The organism is Microbispora sp. CL1-1 (assembly GCF_012034195.1).
Lineage (GTDB): Bacteria > Actinomycetota > Actinomycetes > Streptosporangiales > Streptosporangiaceae > Microbispora.
Genome location: NZ_JAATEK010000056.1, coordinates 1 through 17,821 on the forward strand (window position 1 = coordinate 1; position 17,821 = coordinate 17,821).

Sequence of the window (17,821 nt, forward strand, 5' to 3'; positions counted from 1 at the left end):
GCGCGGCGTTCGCGCCAGCGCCGTTCGTGCCAGCGGCGTCCGCACCGGCGGCAGCCGCACGATCGGCAACCCCACAGGCGGCACGCGCGTCAGATCCCGCGCTGTCGGCGGTCCAACGCGCGGCGTTCGCGCCAGCGCCGATCGTGCCAGCGGCATTCGCGCCCGCGGCGTCGGGGCCTGGGACGTCCACGCCGTCCGTGGTCTCGGTGCTGGGCGCGTCGGCGCGCTGCCGGGGCCCGAAGTTGATGATCGGGAAGGGCTCGCGGGCGGACGAGCCGTCGGACGACCACAGCGGCGAATTGGCGATCAGACGGTCCCACCACTCACCGTCGCCAGGGCCATTCGAATGACGATGGTGCTCAGGATCGATGTCGAACAGATCCATCACACCTCCTCACTCGATTCGAAATCCTGTTTGAATTATCTCTTACTCTCCTCACTCTTAGCAACCGGACGACCCGGTTCAGTTGGGGCCACAGACTTGCGGCGCAGCGGGCGTGGGAGAGCCCGGATGCGATGAGGACGGGGTAGAGCAGCCGGGATCGGCGGGGTCGCGCTGAGCACGCTCACCGCACCGCCGCACACTTACCGCAGCGGCCCGCACTCCCGCCCCGCGCTCACTGCGGCGCCTCGTAATCGCCACACCGCCCGCATTCCCGCCCCGCACCGACCGCACCGCCGCGTCGCCGCACTGTCCCGCGCCGACTACGACGCCGCGAGCTGAGCCCTGCGCACTCTCCGGAGCGCCCTGCTGCGGCATGACGAGCGGCGGCGCGCGTACGCGGAGCTTTGTGAACGCCACCGCGCTGCGGGAGAGAGAACGGCTACAGCGGTCGGCTATAGCCGGTCTTGGCGGGGCAGCACCACCTCGCGGGCCAGGAGGAGCAGGGCCGCCGCGAGCGGGATGCCGAGCAGGGCCCCGACGATGCCGAGGAGCGCCCCGCCGAGCAAAGCCCCGACGATGGTCGCCACGGGCGGCACGTCGACGGACGACTTGAACACCTTCGGGGAGATCCAGTAGTTCTCGACCTGCTGGTAGACGACGAAGAAGACCACGCAGGCGATGCCGACCTGTACGGAGGAGAGGAAGCCCACCCCGGAGGCCACGACCGCGCCGATGACCGCGCCGACCAGCGGGATCAGGTCGGTGACCGCGACGAAGATGGCCAGGGCGAGCGCGTACGGCACGTTCAGCATGGCCAGGAACAGGTAGGTCACCACACCGGCGATCAGCGAGATGATCAGGTTGCCCGCGACGTAGCCGCCGATCTGGTTGATGATCTCGTCCCCGAGCAGGCGGACCCGAGTGCGGCGTGAGCGGGGCACGAACCGGTAGGCCGTCTCCTTCATGGAGTTGAGCGACCCGAGGAAGTAGAGCGTGAGCACGAGCACGGTGAAGGCGCTGAACAGCGCGCTGATCACGACGCTCGCCACGCCGAGGAGGCCGCCGAACATCTGGGTGGCCAGCCCGCCGCCCGCGACGTACTGCTGGATCTTGTCGAGGATCTGGTAGCGCTCGTCCACCGAGCGGATGAGCGGGTGGTTCTGGAGCTGCTGCACGTAGTCGGGCAGGTGCCGGGCGAACCCGGTGGTCTGTTCGGTGAGGGGCGGCACGACCGCGAGCCCGAAGACCACGAAGAACGCGATGACCGACCCGAACACGATCGTGATCGCGAGGCGGCGGGACAGGTTGCTTCGCTGGAGCGCCTCGACCGCGGGATTGAGTCCGATGGCCAGGAACAGCGAGACCACGATCAGCACGATCGCCGAGCCCGCGCCGGCGATCGCCTGCACCAGGAGCCATGCGGTGAGCACGCCGAGCGCGCCGGTCAGGCCGAACATGAACGGGTTGCTGCGCAGCGGACGTCCCGGGAGGCCGAACGGCCGGTCGGACGCCACGGCACCGGCGGCACCGGCGGCACCGGCGGCGCCGGCGGCGCCGGCGACATCGGCGGCATCGGCGGCACGGCCGACAACATCAGCACGGTCGGCGAAATCAGCACCGTCGGCACGATCGGCATGATCGGTGCGGTCGACGCCGGTCGGCTCCGGCGCCGGATCGGGCGTCATTTCCCCCTGGCCGGGGAGCGAGGGGAACACACTGGAGATGCCGCTTCCTGGGGACAGACCGCTGTCGGACACGCCTCTCCTGCTGCCCTATGAAGGTCACTTGACACGGATTTATCCGGACAAGTCCCGCAGATGGCGCTCGATCGCTCCGTTGACCTCGGCGCCCAGCAGCACGATCAGCGAAATACGGCCAGAGCGTGAGTACGGCCGCGACCGCGCCGTACGTCCAGCCGAAGCGGCCAAAGCGGCCGAAGCGGCCGAAGCGGCCGAAGCCGGTCACGAAGATCGACAGACCGGCCGAGACCAGCACCAGGGCGGGCATGGCGAGCCCCAGGCCCCAGGCGACCGACCGCCACTGCGACTCGCGACGACTGCCGGGGACATGCCGCTAGAGCAGCGCCGGCCCCACCCCGATGAACAGGACGAGCGCCGCCCAGCGCGCCACAGAGACGGCGGCCCTGGCCACCCGGCCGCGGCCGAGGTGTTCCAGCACGACCGGGAACGCGGCGACGAGCGCGAGCAACACCGGCACTCCGGCGATCGCCGCGAGCGTGTAGAGCAGCGCCGGCAGGCGGGTGCCGATCGGGCCGTGGCTCTCCCTGCCTCCGAGCACCGCGTTCAGGCACCGCATGAGCGCCTGGACGGCCCTCGACGATGCCCACAGCAGGGCGACCAGCAGGTGGGCGACGGCCGCACCCGCCCGGCGATCGTCTTCCAGTGTTCCGCCGGCACTCTCATGACGCGAGGCGCCGATGCGACGCCCGGGCGGCCCACAGCAGCGCGGCGCCCGCGAAGTAGACGGCGAACCACACGGCGAAGCGGGCGGGGAGCATCGGCGCGGGCAGGCCCTGCGAGCCGGTGAGCGCCACACCGAGCAGGCCCGCGACGACCAGACCGGCTCCCGCCAGGGTCGCGGCCGACGTCGAGGCCCCCGCCCTCCCGGCGCTCGACGCCGGCAAAGCACCCCCGCGCCTCTCAACCGCGTGCCGTTCGAACCGGGCGAACACGGCGACGAGCACCGCGAGGGTCGCCGTCAGGAAAGCGATCCAGGGCACGCGCAGCAGCAGCCAGGCGGCCGATCCGGGAGGCGGCTGCGGCAGCAGGCCGGTGACATAGAGCGCGAGCACGGCGATCACGACGGCCGTCATGTGCCAGAGGAACACCGTCATGATCACGGAGTTGGCCGCGACGACGGCCGCCCACGGGCGCGTACGGCGCAGCAGGCGACCACCATGCTCGTGCAGGAGCAGTGCGACCCCCGTCTGCGCGACCGCGAGGGCGAGCAGCGCGAGCGTCGGCGGCGAGGTGTTCTGCAGGCGGGCGCCGGGGTCGGTCACCATGCTGACCGCGTACGGCCCCGGGACGGTGAGCAGCACCAGCGCCGCCAGGCCGCCCACGATCATGGGTACGGCCACGCGGGGCCGGGCGGACAGGGCTCCCTCCCGCCAGGCGATGCCGAGCTGGTAGACCGCCGCCCAGGCCAGCAGATAGTTGGCCGCGCCGAACACGCCGGGACCGCCGAGCAACCGGGCCGCGTCGCCGAACGCCACCGCCACCGCGAGAACCACGGGCACCGCGAGGCCCGCCCTGCGGTGCAGCGCGAGCAGGATCGGGGTGAGCAGGACGACCGTGACGTACGCGATGAGGAACCACAACGGCAGGCAGGCGAGCCAGACCGCCATGCCCACGGTGGCGGGGTCGGCGCCGAGGAGGAGCGCGAGCAGGGCCGCGCCGCCCAGCGTGAGCAGGAACGCCGTCGTCGGGCGGATCAGCCGGTCGGTGCGGGACAGGAACCATCCGATCGCGTCGCCGCCCCGCCGCCGGCAGGAGTCGAGCGAGGCGGCTCCCGCGAAGCCACCCACCAGGAAGAACACCGGCATGACCTGGAACAGCCAGGTGAGCGGCCTGGCCCAGGGGACGTACGCGAGGACCGTGTCGCCGCCGATGCGGTCGCGGTAGGTCACCACCACGGCAAGCCAGTGCCCGAGCACCACCAGCGCGATGGCGACGGCGCGCAGCAGGTCGATGTGACGGTCGCGGCCGGGCGGCGTGCGCTCCGCCGCACGTCGCAGGGGCGCGGACATCTAGTCGCTCTGGTGCTGCGGCTCGCTGATCTCCTTGACCACCGGCGTGAGCAGGTCGGCGCCGAGCTGGTGCATCTGGAGGAGCAGGTCGTCGACCGTCACCATGCCGACCACGCTCCCCTCGGCGGCCACCGGCAGCCTGCGGAAGGAGTGGCGGCGGAACACGTCGAAGGCCACCTCGACCTCGTCGTCCGCCTCCGCCATGACCACCTGCTCCGACATCACCTCGCCCACCGGCGTGTCCCCGCCCCTGTCCTGGGCGAGCACGCGTACGGCGAGGTCGCGGTCGGTCACCACGCCGGCGATGCCGGGCCCCTCCGACACCACGACGCAGCCGACGCCCGAGTAGTCCATGTGCCGCGCGACGTCCCGCACCGGCGTGATCGGCGGGACGACGACCACCGGCGTGGACATGACATCTTTGATCTTCATGCCGGCTCTCCCCTTCATACGGAAGTCCGCCCCGCTTAGTGACCTAATGCCCTATTTATCCCTCCAAGTCCGAATAAACGTGTAGGTGGAGGTGAACCATATGATCACGCTGAGCATCATCAAGGCAGACACAGGCGGGTTCGTCGGCCATTCCGCCGTCCATCCCCGGCTGATGGCCGAAGCACGGCGGGAGATCGAGCGGGCGAAGTCGTCCGGGCTCCTCATCGACGGCCACGCGGAAAGCTGCGGCGACGACATCTCGCTCATCCTGACCCACACGTACGGCCAGGAGGCGGGGCTGATCCACTCCTTCGCCTGGGACACCTTCCAGGCGACGACCCACCTCGCCAAGGAGCTCGGCCTGTACGGCGCCGGCCAGGACCTGCTGTCGGACGCCTTCTCCGGCAACCTGCGCGGCATGGGCCCGGGCTACGCGGAGCTGGAGTTCGAGGAGCGGCCGTCGGAACCGGTGCTGTGCTTCCTGGCGGACAAGACCGAGCCGGGCGCGTGGAACCTCCCGCTGTACAAGATGTTCGCCGACCCGTCCAACACCCCCGGGCTGGTGATCGACGAGAAGATGCACGCCGGGTTCGCGTTCGAGGTGTACGACCTGCGCGAGGACCGGCGCATCGTCTTCGACTGCCCGGCGGACCTGTACGACATGCTGATGTACATCGGCGCCCCGGCGCGCTACGTGATCCACAGCGTCCGTTCGAAGACGCTCGGCATGACCGCTGCGGCGACCAGCACCCAGCGGCTGTCCCTGATCGCCGGCAAGTACGTCGGCAAGGACGATCCCGTGATGATCGTGCGCTGCCAGTCGGGCCTGCCGGCCGTGGGCGAGGCGCTGGAGCCGTTCGCCTTCGCCCACTCGGTGGCGGGGTGCATGCGCGGCTCGCACCACGCGCCGCTGATGCCGGTGGCCACCGGGCAGGCGCACCCGTCGCGGTTCGACGGCCCGCCGCGGGTGGTCGCGCTCGGGTTCCAGATCAAGGACGGCAGGCTGATCGGCCCGCGTGACATGTTCGCCGACCCGGCGTTCGACGGAGCCCGGCGGCAGGCGAACGAGATCATGGACTACCTGCGCCGCCATGGGCCGTTCGAGCCGCACCGGCTGCCGCTGGAGGACCTGGAGTACACGACGATGACCTCTCTCACCAGGCGCCTGGCCCACCGCTGGACGCCGATCACGACCGAGGTCGCGACCCCGGTCGGATCCCGGCAGTGAAAAGGCCGGCGCCATGAAAGCCTCGGTCGGCGACCGTCTCATCGTCGAGAGCATCCACCGGGGGAAGGCGGGCCGCATCGGGATCGTGGTGGCGCTCTACCACACCGACGGCTCGCCCCCCCTACCTGGTGAGATGGCTCGACGAGGAGCGGGAGACGCCGTGCTTCTACCCGGGACCGGACGCCCGGATCGAGCACCACGCGGAGCGGACGCCGGAAAGCCCTTAATCCTCCTCCGCGGCCCGCCGCAGGCACTCGACGACGTCCTCGTCGCTCGCCTGGGTGAAGTCCTCGTACCACGCGCCGATCGCGTAGAAGTGCTCCGGCGTCTCCAGGCAGACGACCTCGTCGGCGTCCCCGCGCATGCTCGCGATCGTCTCGGGGGCGCCCACCGGCACCGCGAGCACCACCCGGGAGGCCCCGTGCGCGCGGGCCACCTGACAGGCGGCGCGGGCCGTCCCGCCGGTCGCGATCCCGTCGTCCACCACGATCACCGTACGGCCTGCCAGGTCCACCGGCTTGCGGTCGCCCCGGAAGCGGCGGGCGCGCCGCTCCAGCTCGGCCCGTTCGCGCCGCTCCACCTCGGCCATCTCGTCGCGGGTGATGTTGGCGAGCCGTACGACGTCGGGGTTCAGCACCCGCACCCCGCCCTCGCCGATCGCGCCGAAGCCCAGCTCCGGCTGGTAGGGCACGCCCAGCTTGCGTACGACGATCACGTCCAGCGGGGCGCCGAGGGCCTTGGCGACCTCGTACGCCACGATCACGCCTCCCCTGGGCAGGCCGACGACGACCGCGTCCTCCATCCCGGGAAGTTTCCGTAACCGCTCACCCAGGCGCCGCCCGGCGTCATGACGATCGACGAACACGACATTCCCCCTGATTGTCGCCGCTGTCTTTCACCGTCGGCCACCTCCGCCGCTCGCGGTAGGGCCGAAGGACCCGGGGAAGACTTGAGGCATGTCCCAACCCGGAGAGATCGACGAGCTCAAAGCCAGACTCGACGCGACCGAACGGCAGGTGAGCACGCTCGCCGAGGCCGTACGGGTGCTCGCGGGCGGCCTGGAGGGCGGGCCGCTCGAGGATCCCGCGCAGTCCAGGCCCGAGCACGCCGCCCGGCTCGCCCACGAACTCCTGCTCGCGGCAGGACTGATCCGGCCCGAGGAGAGGGAAGGCCCATAGACTGTCGCCGTGACCTCGACCGACCGGGCCCTCGACGGAAACATTCCGCCTCAGAGGCTGACCGTGGCCGAGATCGCCCATCTGGCGGGAGTGTCCGCACCGACCGTGTCGCGGGTGCTCAACGGGCATGCGGGAGTCGCCCTGGCCACCCGGCAACGGGTGGAGGCGGTGTTACGGGAGCACGGATACCGGCGCCGTGACAGCGAGCCCGCGGCGATCATCGAGCTCGTCTTCCACGCCCTGGAGAGCCTGTGGGCGCTGGAGATCATCCAGGGCGTCGAGCAGGTCGCCAGGGAGCACGAGCTGGCCGTGGTGCTGACCGAGATGCAGGGCCGGCTCACCCCGGGCAGGGCGTGGACCGAACAGGTGCTGGCCCGCCGCCCCACCGGCGTCGTGGCGGTCTTCTCCGAGCTCACGGTGCAGCAGCAGTCGCAGCTCGCCACCCGCTCGATCCCTCTCGTCGTGCTCGACCCGACCGGCGAGCCGCTGCACGAGACCCCGTCGGTCGGCGCGACCAACTGGACCGGCGGGATGGCCGCGACCCGCCACCTGCTCGACCTCGGCCACCGCCGCATCGCGATGCTGAGCGGGCCGACGCAGTGGCCGTGCTGCCGGGCGCGGCTCGACGGCTACCGCGCCGCGATGGACGCGGCGGGCGTGCCCGTGGACCCCGCCCTCGTGCGGACCAGCACTCTTTATGTGGAGGGCGGCCTGCGCGACGGGACCGAGCTGCTGCGCCTGCCCGATCCCCCGACCGCCGTCTTCTGCTCCAACGACCTGCAGGCGCTCGGCATGTACGAGGCCGCCAGGCGGGCGGGGGTGCGCATCCCCGACGATCTGAGCGTGGTCGGGTTCGACGACCTGTCGTTCACCCAGTGGGCCGGGCCGCCCATGACGACCGTACGGCAGCCGCTCGTGCAGATGGGGGCGGCCGCCGCGCGGATGGTCCTGGCCCTCTCGGAGGGCGAGCGGCTCGAACAGCACCGGGTCGAGCTCGCCACCACCCTCGTCGTGCGGGACAGCACCGCACCACCGCGCCCAGGCGTGTAAGGCCGATGCGGGTAAGGCGATGGGCGGCCGACGCCGCACTCGGCGTGATCTTCGCCGTGGTGCTGGCCTTCTGGGCCGTCCGGATCGCCGACAGCTGGGGCGGCGGCTACTGGCGGTTCGACTGCGCCGCCGGTGCCGTGGTGTGCGCGATCGCCCTGGCCCGCCGGTTCGACCCGGCCCGGACGGCCGTGGCCGGTCTGGCCGTCGCCGCGACCGCCGTCCTGGCCGCGAGGTTCGCCGATCTGCCCAGTGAACCAGGTCCCGCGATGGCCCTCGGCCTGGCGGTGCTGGTCGGCACGGCGGTCAAAACGCTGCCGGTCCGTACGGCCTGTGCCGTGGCGGGCGGCGGGCTGGCCGTGGCCGCCGGGAGCCTGGTGACGGCGCACACGCTCGCCGCCGGGGTGCCCTCGGTCACCCTGATGAACGTCCTGGCCTGGGCCGCCGCCGTCGTGGCCGGGCTGTGCCCGCGGCTGCTCGACGCCCGCAGGCGGGCCGTGGCCGAGGGGGTGCGCCGGGCGGAACGGCTGCGGCTCGCCCGTGAGCTGCACGATGTCGTCGCCCATCACGTCACCGGCATCGTGCTGCAGGCCCAGGCCGCCCGGCTGGTCTCGCGGAAGAGCCCGGAGAAGGCGGGCGATGCGCTGGCCGACATCGAGGCCGCCGGGTCCGACGCGCTGGCCGCGATGCGCCGCGTCGTCGGCCTGCTGCGCGATCCGGACGAGCCGGCGGAAACGACCATGCCCGGCCGGCCGGGCGAGCTGGGCGAGCTGGTCGAGCGCTTCGAGGCGGGCGGCCGCACGGTGCGGCTGCGGCTGCCGGACGAGGAGGAGACGGCGGCGTGGCCGCCCGAGGTGGCCGCCACGGTCTATCGGGTCGTGCAGGAGTCGCTGACCAACATCTCCCGCCACGCCCCGCAGGCCCGCTCGGTCACGGTCGAGGTGGAACGCGACCGCGAGACGCTCACCGTCGAGGTCGCCGACGACTCGCCGCAGTGCCCCTCGCGGCACCACCAGCGCGGCGGATATGGCCTCAGCGGATATGGCCTCATCGGTATGCGTGAACGGGTCGAGGCGCTCGGCGGCACGCTGCGCGCCGGGCCGCGTCCCGGGTCCGGGTGGTCGGTGCTCGCCACGCTGCCCGTGCCCGTGTCCCCGCCCCGGCCCCGGCCTGCACGGGAGCGGGCCCGCTGATGACGATCAGGGTGCTGGTGGCCGACGACCAGGCGATGGTCCGCGGCGGCCTGCGGCTGATCCTGGAGGACCAGCCCGACATCGAGGTGGTGGCCGAGGCGGCCGACGGCGCGGAGGCCGTGGAGGCGGCCCGGCGGCTGCGGCCCGACGTCTGCCTGGTGGACGTGCGGATGCCCAAGCTCGACGGCATCGAGGTGACCCGGGCGCTGGCCGGGCCGGGCGTGCCCGACCCGCTGCGGGTGGTCGTGGTCACCACGTTCGACCTGGACGAGTACGTCTACGGCGCGTTGCGGGCGGGCGCGACCGGCTTCGTGCTGAAGGACTGCGGCCCCACCCTGCTCGTGGAGGCCGTGCGGGCCGCCCACCAGGGGGACGCGCTGGTCTCCCCTTCGGTCACCCTGCGGCTGCTGCGCCACCTGACGGCCCGGATGCCTGCCCCCGGCGGGGCGGACCACCCGCTCTCCAACCGGGAGCTCGAGGTCGTCAGGGCCGTGGCCCGGGGCCGTACGAACCAGGAGATCGCGGCCGAGCTGTTCATCTCACTGAGCACGGTCAAGGGCCATGTGGCCGGCATCCAGGCCAAGCTCGGCCTGCGCAACCGGGTCGAGATCGCGGCCTGGGCCTGGGAGAACCGCATCGCAGGCTCCTAATCCTCCGGTTTTGTCGCGTTTTGTCCCGTTTTGCCGGGGCAGAAGGGAGGCAGCCGAACACAAGGAGGGTGGCAGCATGGCCGTCAGCGGCATCATCTCCGCCATAATCATCGGACTCATCATCGGCGCTCTCGGCCGGCTGGTCGTGCCCGGGCGCCAGGCCATTCCCATCTGGATGACCATGATCATCGGTATCATCGCCGCTCTCATCGGCTCGGCGATCGCCAGGGGCCTGGGAGTCGCCAACACTCCCGGGATCGACTGGATCGAACTGATCATCCAGGTGGCCCTCGCCGCCGTCGGCGTCATGGCCGCCGTGGCGCTGTACCGCCGCAAAAGCGTCGGGTAGTTAGTCGGATAGTCAGCAGTCGATGGCCCCGGCATGGCCGGGGCCATCGACATGCCCGTACTGTCGTGGTCTTTGCGAAATCACCGACATCTGTTGATTCCCCCCGTCAGGGCGCGGCGTACGGTCGGTAACCAGGGGCTTCCCAGAGGGAAGACGCGAGACGGGGGAAGTGGTCCGCGATGGACCAGGCGGTCCTTGCACGTGTTCCGGAGGTGTTCGCCCGCCGCGTGGGGCCGGTGCTCGGCCTCGCCGACGAGGCCGACGTGGTGGCCAGGGCCTGCCACGCGATGGCGACGCGCTTCCACGGCGGCGGCAGGCTCATCGTCTTCGGCAACGGTGAGGCCGCCACCGACGCCCAGCACATCTCGGTGGAGTTCGTCCACCCGGTGATCGTGGGCAAGCGGGCGCTACCGTCGTTCTCCCTCACCAGCGACGTGGCGACGATCACGGGGGTGGCCGCGACGGCGGGCCTGGAAGAGGTCTTCGCGCACCAGCTCCGCCGTCTCGCCGCGCCGCGGGACATCGCACTCGGCATCTCCTGCGACGGCCGCTGCGCGAACGTGCTCAGGGGCCTGGAGACGGCGCATCGGCTCGGCCTGCTCACGCTGGCGCTGACCGGCGGCGACGACGGCGGCCCGATCGGGCGCAGCCCGGCCGTCGACCACGTCCTGATCGCGCGCTCCGCCGACCCCCGCGTGGTCAAGGAAGTGCACGTCACCACCTATCACGTCCTCTGGGAGCTGGTGCACGTCTTCTTCGAGCAGCCCGGCGTGCTGGATCCACGGGTCGTCGCATGAGCCGTCGCGTGAGTCGTCGCATGAGCTGCCATGACGAGACGTGCGTCACCTGCTCGGACGCGGCGGTCGCGGTGACCGTCGTACGGCTCCTGGAGCGCGACCTCGCCCTGGTCGACACCGGCCCCGGCAGGGAGCACCGCCGGGAGGTGGTCAGCGTCGCCCTGGTGGAGGCCGCGCCCGGCGACACCGTCCTGGTGCACGCCAAGGAGGCCATCGCAGTCGTGAGCGAGACGTGAGGGGGACCGGGCCGTGACCGAGGACATGGAGGCGCTCTACCCGTTCCTCTACTCCCAGTCCACCGACCTCGACGCGGTGATGTCATCCGTACGCCAGTCGACGGTGGAGAAGGTCGACGAGATCGTCACCCTGCGCCGTACGGTGCTCGAGCGCGACGGCGACCGGATCGCCGCCTGCGCGGAGGCGATGGCGGAGTCGTTCGCGGCGGGAGGCCGGCTGTTCGCGTTCGGCAACGGAGGCAGCTCGACCGACGCCCAGGACGTCGCCACGCTCTTCATGAACCCGGGCCGCATGAACGGGGGCGACGGGCGCCCGTTGCCGGCGTTCGCCCTCACGGCCGACATCGCGGTCGTGACGGCGCTGGCGAACGACATCGGTTTCGAGGTGGTCTTCGCCCGGCAGCTCGCGGCGTCCGCCTTCGCGGGGGACATCGCGCTCGGCCTGTCGACCAGCGGGAACTCGCGCAACCTCGTCGCCGCGTTCGAGGAGGCCGACCGGCGCGGCATGCTCACGGTCGGGCTGGCCGGCTACAGCGGCGGCCAGATGGCCGAGCTCGGCACCATCGACCACCTGTTCGTGGTGCCCTCGGCCTCGGTCCACCGGATCCAGGAGGCCCAGACGACCGTCTATCACGCGCTCTGGGAGCTCACCCAGCACGCCCTTGGCGAAGGCCGGTGACGACGATGACGGCTGACCAACAGCGAGAGCCCGTCCACATCCTGTGGATAAACGCCGGGCTGAGCTGCGACGGCGACTCGGTCGCGCTCACGGCCGCGACCCAGCCGAGCATCGAGGAGATCGTGCTCGGCGCGCTGCCCGGCCTGCCCAAGGTGGCGGTGCACTGGCCGCTGATCGACTTCGAGTGCGGCCCGACGCAGGGCGCCGACACCTTCATCGAGTGGTACTTCAAGGCCGACCGCGGTGAGCTGGAGCCGTTCGTGCTGGTCATCGAGGGTTCGATCCCCAACGAGTCGATCAAGCGCGAAGGCTACTGGTGCGGGTTCGGCAACAACCCCGACACCGGTCAGCCGATGACGACCAGCGAGTGGCTCGACCGCCTCGCGCCCAAGGCGACCGCCGTGCTCGCCGCCGGCACCTGCGCGACGTACGGCGGCATCCACGCGATGGCGGGCAACCCGACCGGGGCGATGGGCGTGGCCGACTACCTGGGCTGGGACTGGCGGTCGAAGGCCGGGCTGCCCATCGTCAACGTGCCCGGCTGCCCGGTCCACCCCGACAACCTGTCGGAGACGATCCTCTATCTGCTCTATCAGCTCGCCGGGCAGGCGCCGATGATCCCGCTGGACGACAAGCTGCGCCCTGCCTGGCTGTTCGGCCAGACCGTGCACGAGGGCTGCGACCGGGCGGGCTACTACGAGCAGGGCCAGTTCGCCACCGAGTACGGCTCGCCGACGTGCCTGGTGAAGATCGGTTGCTGGGGGCCGGTCGTGAAGTGCAACGTGCCCAAGCGCGGCTGGATCAACGGCGTCGGCGGCTGCCCCAACGTGGGCGGCATCTGCATCGCGTGCACGATGCCGGGCTTCCCCGACAAGTTCATGCCGTTCATGGACGAACCACCCGGTGCCCGCGTCTCGTCGACCGCGAGCACGGCGTACGGCACGGTGATCCGGACGCTGCGCGGCATCACGTTCAGGACGGTCGACAAAGAGCCGAAGTGGCGCACGAAGAGCCGCGAGCTGCTCACCGGTTACCAGGCCCCCTGGAGTGGATCATGACCCAGGAACGCGAACTGGTCGAGATGGCCTGGGACCCGATCACCCGGATCGTCGGGAGCCTCGGCATCTACGCGAAGGTCGACTTCGCCAACCGCGAGGTCGCCGAGTGTTACAGCACCTCGTCGGTGTTCCGCGGCTACAGCATCTTCATGAAGGGCAAGGACCCGCGCGACGCCCACTTCATCACCAGCCGCATCTGCGGGATCTGCGGCGACAACCACGCGACCTGCTCGGTGTACGCCCAGAACATGGCGTACGGCGTGTGCCCGCCGCCCATCGGCGAGTGGATCATCAATCTCGGCGAGGCGGCCGAGTACATGTTCGACCACAACATCTTCCAGGAGAACCTGGTCGGGGTCGACTACTGCGAGAAGATGGTCCGCGAGACCAACCCCGGCGTGCTGGCGCGGGCCGAACGCACCGAGGCCCCGCACGCGGCCGACCACGGCTATCGCACGATCGCCGACATCATGCGCTCGCTGAACCCGCTCGAGGGCGAGTTCTACCGCGAGGCGCTGGCGATGAGCCGCACCACCCGCGAGATGTTCTGCCTGATGGAGGGCAGGCACGTGCATCCCTCCACGCTCTACCCCGGAGGGGTGGGGACCGCGGCGACCGTGCAGGTCTTCACCGACTACCTCACCCGGCTGATGCGGTACGTCGAGTTCATGAAGCGGGTCGTCCCGATGCACGACGACCTGTTCGACTTCGTCTACGAGGCGATGCCCGGCTACGAGCAGGTGGGCCGGCGGCGCGTGCTGCTCGGCTGCTGGGGCAGCTTCCAGGACCCCGAGCACTGCACCTTCGACTACCGCACCATGAACGCCTGGGGCCGGAAGATGTTCGTCACCCCGGGCATCGTGGTGGACGGGAAGCTCGTCACCAACGACCTGGTGGACATCAACCTCGGCATCCGCATCCTGCTGGGCAGCTCCTACTACGACGACTGGGCCGGCCAGGAGCCGTTCGTCACCGAAGACCCGCTGGGCAACCCGGTGGACATCCGCCACCCGTGGAACCAGCACACGATCCCGCACCCGCAGAAGCGGGACTTCGGCGACAAGTACAGCTGGGTGATGTCGCCGCGCTGGTTCGACGGGCGCGACCTGCTCGCGCTCGACACCGGCGGCGGCCCGCTCGCCCGCCTGTGGGTCACCGCCCTGTCGGGCCTCGTGGACATCGGCTACGTCAGGTCCACCGGCCACAGCGTGGAGATCAACCTGCCGAAGACGGCGACCCGGCCGGAGCGGACGTTCGAGTGGCGCATTCCGCAGTGGAACGGCGAGCCGCTGTCCAACGCGATCGAGCGCAACCGGGCCAGGACGTACTTCCAGGCGTACGCCGCCGCGTGCGCACTGCACTTCGCGGAGCGGGCGCTGGGCGAGGTCCGCCAGGGGCACACCCAGACCTGGTCGCCGTTCACCGTGCCCGACGAGGCGATCTCCTGCGGCTTCACCGAGGCCGTGCGGGGCGTGCTGTCGCACCACATGGTGATCAGGGACGGGAAGATCGCCAACTATCACCCGTACCCGCCGACGCCGTGGAACGCCAGCGTGCGCGACTCGTACGGCACGCCGGGGCCGTACGAGGACGCGGTGCAGAACACGCCGATCTTCGAGGAGAACCCGCCGGAGAGCTTCAAGGGCATCGACATCATGCGCACCGTCCGCAGCTTCGACCCGTGCCTGCCCTGCGGCGTCCACATGTATCTCGGCCGGGGAAAGCAGTTGCGCGTGGTGCACAGCCCGCACGCGTTCCCGGGGACGCCATGACCCACAAGGCCATGACGTACGACGTCGCCGCCACCGGGGAGCGCATCGAGCTGTTGCTCGGCGCGCTGACGGACGGCGGGGCCCGCACCACCGCCGAGGAGCTCGTGCGGGAGATCGTCGGCCTGTACGGCGCGGGCCTCGAACGGGTCATGGCGATCGTCACCGAGACCGGGGCGGCCGGCACGCTGCGCGCGCTGGTGGACGACCCGCTGGTCTCGGGCCTGCTCGTGCTGCACGACCTGCACCCGCTCACCACCGCCGAGCGGGTGCGGGCCGCACTCGACGGCCACCCGCATGGTCGCGGGGCCGAGCTGCTGGGCGTGGAGGACGGCGTCGTACGGCTGCGCCTGGAGGGGGCCTGCGGCTGCCCCTCGTCACGGGCGGCCGTCACCGAGTCGATCGAGCGCGCCATCGCCCGGGTGGCCCCCGAGGTGACGCGGGTCGACGTGGAGAGCGCCGAGGCCAGGCCGCTGCTGCAGATCGGCAGGCGCCCGTCATGAGCACCGGCCTGCGCCGCTTCCGCTCCTCCCGGGCCGAGACGGCCCGAGCCAAGGCGGTGGAGCGGTGCGAGATGTGCGCCGAACCCCTGGAGGCCGGGCACGGGCACGTCGTCGACCTGGAGACCCGGGCCTTGGTGTGCGCCTGCCGGGGCTGCCGCCTGCTGTTCGTCCGCCGGGGGCGCTATCGCGCCGTGCCCGATCGCTTCCGCTACGCGCCGTCCTTCCGGGTCTCCCCCGCCGACTGGGACGAGCTGGGCATCCCGGTGCGTACGGCGTTCTTCTTCCGCAACTCCTCACTCGGCCGGACCGTGGCCTTCTATCCCAGCCCTGCCGGGGCGACCGAATCGCTGCTCCCACTCGCCACCTGGGAACGGGTGCTCGCGGCCAACCCGGAGCTGGCGGACGCCGAGCCCGACGTCGAGGCCCTGCTGGTGGACCGGGCCCCCGACGGCTCGTTCTCCTGCCATCTCGTGCCGATCGACGCCTGCTATCGGCTCGTCGGCCTCGTGAGGCTGCACTGGAAGGGCTTCGACGGCGGGCGGGAGGCGTGGGAGGCCATCGACGGCTTCTTCGCCGCCCTGCGCCGGCGGGCCCGTGTTCTGAAGGAGGTTTGACCTTGCACGACGGTCTCCGCTTCGACTGCCTGGACGCCCGGCCCGAGCCGTACGCGGCCTCGCCCACGCTCGTCTTCCGCCTGCGCGTCACCGACCCCGCCCCCGAGGGCGTCCACGCCATCGCGCTGCGCTGCCAGATCAGGATCGAGCCGCACCGCAGGCCGTACGGGCCGAGGGAGGCGGCGCTGCTTGCGGACCTGTTCGGCGCGCCGTCCCGGTGGGGTGACACGTTGCGGCCGGTGCAGTTCGCCATGGCGCAGGCGATGGTGCCCGCCTTCACCACGAGCACCGAGATCGACCTGCCCGTGCCGTGCGGATATGACCTGGAGGTGGCCGCGGGCCGATATTTCGCCTCGCTGGACGACGGCGAGATCCCGCTGCTGCTGCTGTTCAGCGGCACCGTGCTGGCCCGCTCGGGCGGCGGGGTGAGCATGCGGCAGATCCCCTGGGACTGCGAGACCCGCCACCGCCTGCCGGTCGCGGTGTGGCGCGAGACGATCGACACCGCCTTCCCCGGCTCGGGGTGGCTGCGGCTGCGCCGCGACACCGTACGCGAACTTCTCCGCTTCAAGTCCGAACGGGTCCTCGCCACGGTGGACGAAGCGGTCGATGCCCTCCTGAAGGAAGCGCGCATGAAGGAGGGAGCACGGTGACCGTGCCGATGGAGGCGGCCCGCCGCGTCGCGGACGCCGTGCTGTACGAGGGCTACCTGCTCTATCCCTATCGCGCCTCGGCCGCCAAGAACCGCATGCGCTGGCAGTTCGGCGTGCTCGTGCCGCCGAACTACCCCGGCGAGCCGTCGGGCAGCGCGACCGAGTGCCTTCTCGAGGCCCCCGGAGACGCCCGGATCGACGTGCGGCTGCGGTTCCTGCACGTCAGGAGCAGGACGGTCGAGCGGGAGGAGGACGACGGCTACTGGCCCGTCCCGAAGCTGACCGTCGGCGGACGCGACTACCTCAGCTTCGACGAGGCCACCGAGCGGGAGGCCCGCACCACGGTGTCCCTGGCCCGCGTGACGGCCAGGCCCTGCACGATCGAGGTCCAGGTGCTGGCCGACCGCGTCATCGAGAACATCGCGGGCCCCGGCGGCGAGCGGACCGGCCGGATCGTCTGCGAGCACCAGCCGCTCGACGCGGAGCTGCGGATCTCCGCCGAGCGGCTGCCCGGGCCGTACGGGCTGGTGCGGCTGCGGGTGGAGGTGGAGAACACCTCCCACTGGGAGCGGGCGGACGCGCCGCGCGAGGAGGCCCTGCGCCGCTCGCTGGTCGCCGCCCACCTGCTGATCGGGGTGAGCGGAGGGGCGTTCGTCTCGCTGCTCGACCCGCCGATGTGGGCCGAGGCGGCGGCGCGGCAGTGCCGCAACGAGAACACCTGGCCGGTGCTGGTGGGCGAGGCCGGCCGCCGCGACGTCGTGCTGTCCTCGCCGATCATCCTGTACGACCACCCGGCCATCGCGCCGGAGAGCCCGGGCGACCTGTTCGACTCGACGGAGATCGACGAGCTGCTCACGCTGCGCACGCTGACCCTGACCGAGGAGGAGAAGCGGGAGGCGCGGGTCACCGACCCGCGTGCCGCCGAGATCCTCGAACGGGCCGCCGACCTGCCGCCGGAGCTGCTCGAACGGCTCCACGGCGCCATCCGTCACCTGGAGGTCCCCGCGCGGACGACGCCCGACGACGAGTCCGTGACCGTGGGCGGGGTGCGGATCGCCAGGGGCAGCCGGGTGCGGCTGCGGCCGGGCCACCGCCGCGCCGACGCGCAGGACATGTTCCTGGCCGGGCGGACCGCCCTGGTCGAGGCGGTGTTCCTCGATGTGGACGGCGTGCGCCACCTGGCCGTCACGCTGGAGGACGATCCCGGCTCCGACCTGCAGCGCGAGCAGCGGCGGTTCTTCTATTTCGCGCCGGACGAGGTGGAACCCCTATGAAGACCGG

At 71.4% G+C, this 17,821-nt stretch carries 21 protein-coding genes and 2 pseudogenes; 17 read left to right on the plus strand and 6 right to left on the minus strand.

What is annotated here, in order from left to right; all coding sequences use genetic code 11:
- The 5 genes and pseudogenes from HCK04_RS36695 to HCK04_RS36715 form a co-directional block, all read right to left on the minus strand.
- A pseudogene (locus HCK04_RS36695) lies at nt 1-385 on the minus strand (hypothetical protein); the annotation flags it as partial.
- Between the two features lie 452 nt (nt 386-837).
- Nucleotides 838-2,142, minus strand: a complete 1,305-nt coding sequence (locus tag HCK04_RS36700) for an AI-2E family transporter (protein ID WP_260617534.1) — start codon at nt 2,140-2,142, stop codon at nt 838-840.
- 316 nt (nt 2,143-2,458) lie between these two features.
- Nucleotides 2,459-2,824, minus strand: a complete 366-nt coding sequence (locus tag HCK04_RS36705) for a YhjD/YihY/BrkB family envelope integrity protein (RefSeq protein ID WP_328710925.1) — start codon at nt 2,822-2,824, stop codon at nt 2,459-2,461.
- The gene (locus HCK04_RS36710; RefSeq protein ID WP_142651941.1) at nt 2,805-4,154 is read right to left on the minus strand and encodes an acyltransferase; all 1,350 of its coding nucleotides are present in this window, start codon (nt 4,152-4,154) and stop codon (nt 2,805-2,807) included. Before HCK04_RS36710 ends, HCK04_RS36705 begins: the two co-directional genes overlap by 20 nt.
- Nucleotides 4,155-4,586, minus strand: a complete 432-nt coding sequence (locus HCK04_RS36715) for a CBS domain-containing protein (RefSeq protein WP_142651942.1) — start codon at nt 4,584-4,586, stop codon at nt 4,155-4,157.
- A gap of 100 nt (nt 4,587-4,686) precedes the next feature.
- On the opposite strand from HCK04_RS36715, the gene fbp reads away from it, so the two are divergent.
- From fbp to HCK04_RS43945, 3 genes and pseudogenes are all read left to right on the plus strand, one after another.
- On the plus strand, nt 4,687-5,814 hold the full coding sequence (gene fbp, locus HCK04_RS36720) for a fructose-1,6-bisphosphate aldolase/phosphatase (protein WP_142651943.1): 1,128 nt from the start codon (nt 4,687-4,689) through the stop codon (nt 5,812-5,814).
- A gap of 13 nt (nt 5,815-5,827) precedes the next feature.
- Nucleotides 5,828-5,875, plus strand: a pseudogene (locus tag HCK04_RS43940) (hypothetical protein); the annotation flags it as partial.
- A 67-nt stretch (nt 5,876-5,942) separates the two neighbouring features.
- The gene (locus tag HCK04_RS43945) at nt 5,943-6,041 is read left to right on the plus strand and encodes a hypothetical protein (RefSeq protein WP_260617535.1); all 99 of its coding nucleotides are present in this window, start codon (nt 5,943-5,945) and stop codon (nt 6,039-6,041) included.
- On the opposite strand, the gene HCK04_RS36730 is transcribed toward HCK04_RS43945, so the two are convergent.
- A complete protein-coding gene (locus HCK04_RS36730) occupies nt 6,038-6,616 on the minus strand; it encodes a phosphoribosyltransferase family protein (RefSeq protein ID WP_142651944.1) in 579 nt (192 codons plus the stop codon). The two genes, HCK04_RS43945 and HCK04_RS36730, sit on opposite strands and share 4 nt — an antisense overlap.
- A 154-nt stretch (nt 6,617-6,770) precedes the next feature.
- On the opposite strand from HCK04_RS36730, the gene HCK04_RS36735 reads away from it, so the two are divergent.
- The 14 genes from HCK04_RS36735 (at nt 6,771) to HCK04_RS36800 (ending at nt 17,814) form a co-directional block, all read left to right on the plus strand.
- A complete protein-coding gene (locus HCK04_RS36735) occupies nt 6,771-6,992 on the plus strand; it encodes a hypothetical protein (protein ID WP_142651945.1) in 222 nt (73 codons plus the stop codon).
- Nucleotides 6,993-7,001: 9 nt separating this feature from the next.
- Nucleotides 7,002-8,042 (plus strand): LacI family DNA-binding transcriptional regulator, encoded by a 1,041-nt coding sequence (locus HCK04_RS36740; protein ID WP_142651946.1) that lies wholly within the window; start codon nt 7,002-7,004, stop codon nt 8,040-8,042.
- 5 nt (nt 8,043-8,047) lie between these two features.
- Nucleotides 8,048-9,232, plus strand: a complete 1,185-nt coding sequence (locus HCK04_RS36745) for a histidine kinase (protein ID WP_142651947.1) — start codon at nt 8,048-8,050, stop codon at nt 9,230-9,232.
- A complete protein-coding gene (locus HCK04_RS36750; RefSeq protein ID WP_142651948.1) occupies nt 9,232-9,882 on the plus strand; it encodes a response regulator transcription factor in 651 nt (216 codons plus the stop codon). The genes HCK04_RS36745 and HCK04_RS36750 overlap by 1 nt, the downstream gene beginning before the upstream one ends.
- Nucleotides 9,883-9,958: 76 nt before the next feature.
- Entirely contained in the window at nt 9,959-10,231 is a 273-nt protein-coding gene (locus HCK04_RS36755; protein ID WP_142651949.1) for a GlsB/YeaQ/YmgE family stress response membrane protein, read from the plus strand.
- A gap of 179 nt (nt 10,232-10,410) precedes the next feature.
- Nucleotides 10,411-11,028 carry an SIS domain-containing protein gene (locus tag HCK04_RS36760; protein ID WP_142651950.1) on the plus strand — a complete coding sequence of 206 codons (618 nt, stop codon included), beginning with the start codon at nt 10,411-10,413 and terminating at the stop codon, nt 11,026-11,028.
- Nucleotides 11,029-11,048: 20 nt separating this feature from the next.
- Entirely contained in the window at nt 11,049-11,264 is a 216-nt protein-coding gene (locus HCK04_RS36765) for a HypC/HybG/HupF family hydrogenase formation chaperone (protein WP_205831165.1), read from the plus strand.
- A 13-nt stretch (nt 11,265-11,277) separates the two neighbouring features.
- Nucleotides 11,278-11,943, plus strand: a complete 666-nt coding sequence (locus tag HCK04_RS36770; protein WP_260617536.1) for an SIS domain-containing protein — start codon at nt 11,278-11,280, stop codon at nt 11,941-11,943.
- 5 nt (nt 11,944-11,948) lie between these two features.
- Nucleotides 11,949-13,001 carry a hydrogenase expression protein HypE gene (locus HCK04_RS36775; protein WP_142651952.1) on the plus strand — a complete coding sequence of 351 codons (1,053 nt, stop codon included), beginning with the start codon at nt 11,949-11,951 and terminating at the stop codon, nt 12,999-13,001.
- Nucleotides 12,998-14,773, plus strand: coding sequence for a nickel-dependent hydrogenase large subunit (locus HCK04_RS36780; RefSeq protein WP_142651953.1), 1,776 nt, complete (start codon nt 12,998-13,000; stop codon nt 14,771-14,773). Before HCK04_RS36775 ends, HCK04_RS36780 begins: the two co-directional genes overlap by 4 nt.
- Nucleotides 14,770-15,273, plus strand: a complete 504-nt coding sequence (locus HCK04_RS36785) for a NifU family protein (protein ID WP_142651954.1) — start codon at nt 14,770-14,772, stop codon at nt 15,271-15,273. The genes HCK04_RS36780 and HCK04_RS36785 overlap by 4 nt, the downstream gene beginning before the upstream one ends.
- Nucleotides 15,270-15,887, plus strand: coding sequence for a DUF5947 family protein (locus tag HCK04_RS36790; RefSeq protein WP_142651955.1), 618 nt, complete (start codon nt 15,270-15,272; stop codon nt 15,885-15,887). The genes HCK04_RS36785 and HCK04_RS36790 overlap by 4 nt, the downstream gene beginning before the upstream one ends.
- Nucleotides 15,888-15,889: 2 nt before the next feature.
- Nucleotides 15,890-16,540, plus strand: coding sequence for a DUF6084 family protein (locus tag HCK04_RS36795; RefSeq protein ID WP_142651956.1), 651 nt, complete (start codon nt 15,890-15,892; stop codon nt 16,538-16,540).
- Nucleotides 16,537-17,814 (plus strand): hypothetical protein, encoded by a 1,278-nt coding sequence (locus HCK04_RS36800; RefSeq protein WP_221890024.1) that lies wholly within the window; start codon nt 16,537-16,539, stop codon nt 17,812-17,814. The genes HCK04_RS36795 and HCK04_RS36800 overlap by 4 nt, the downstream gene beginning before the upstream one ends.
- Nucleotides 17,815-17,821: the final 7 nt, after the last annotated feature.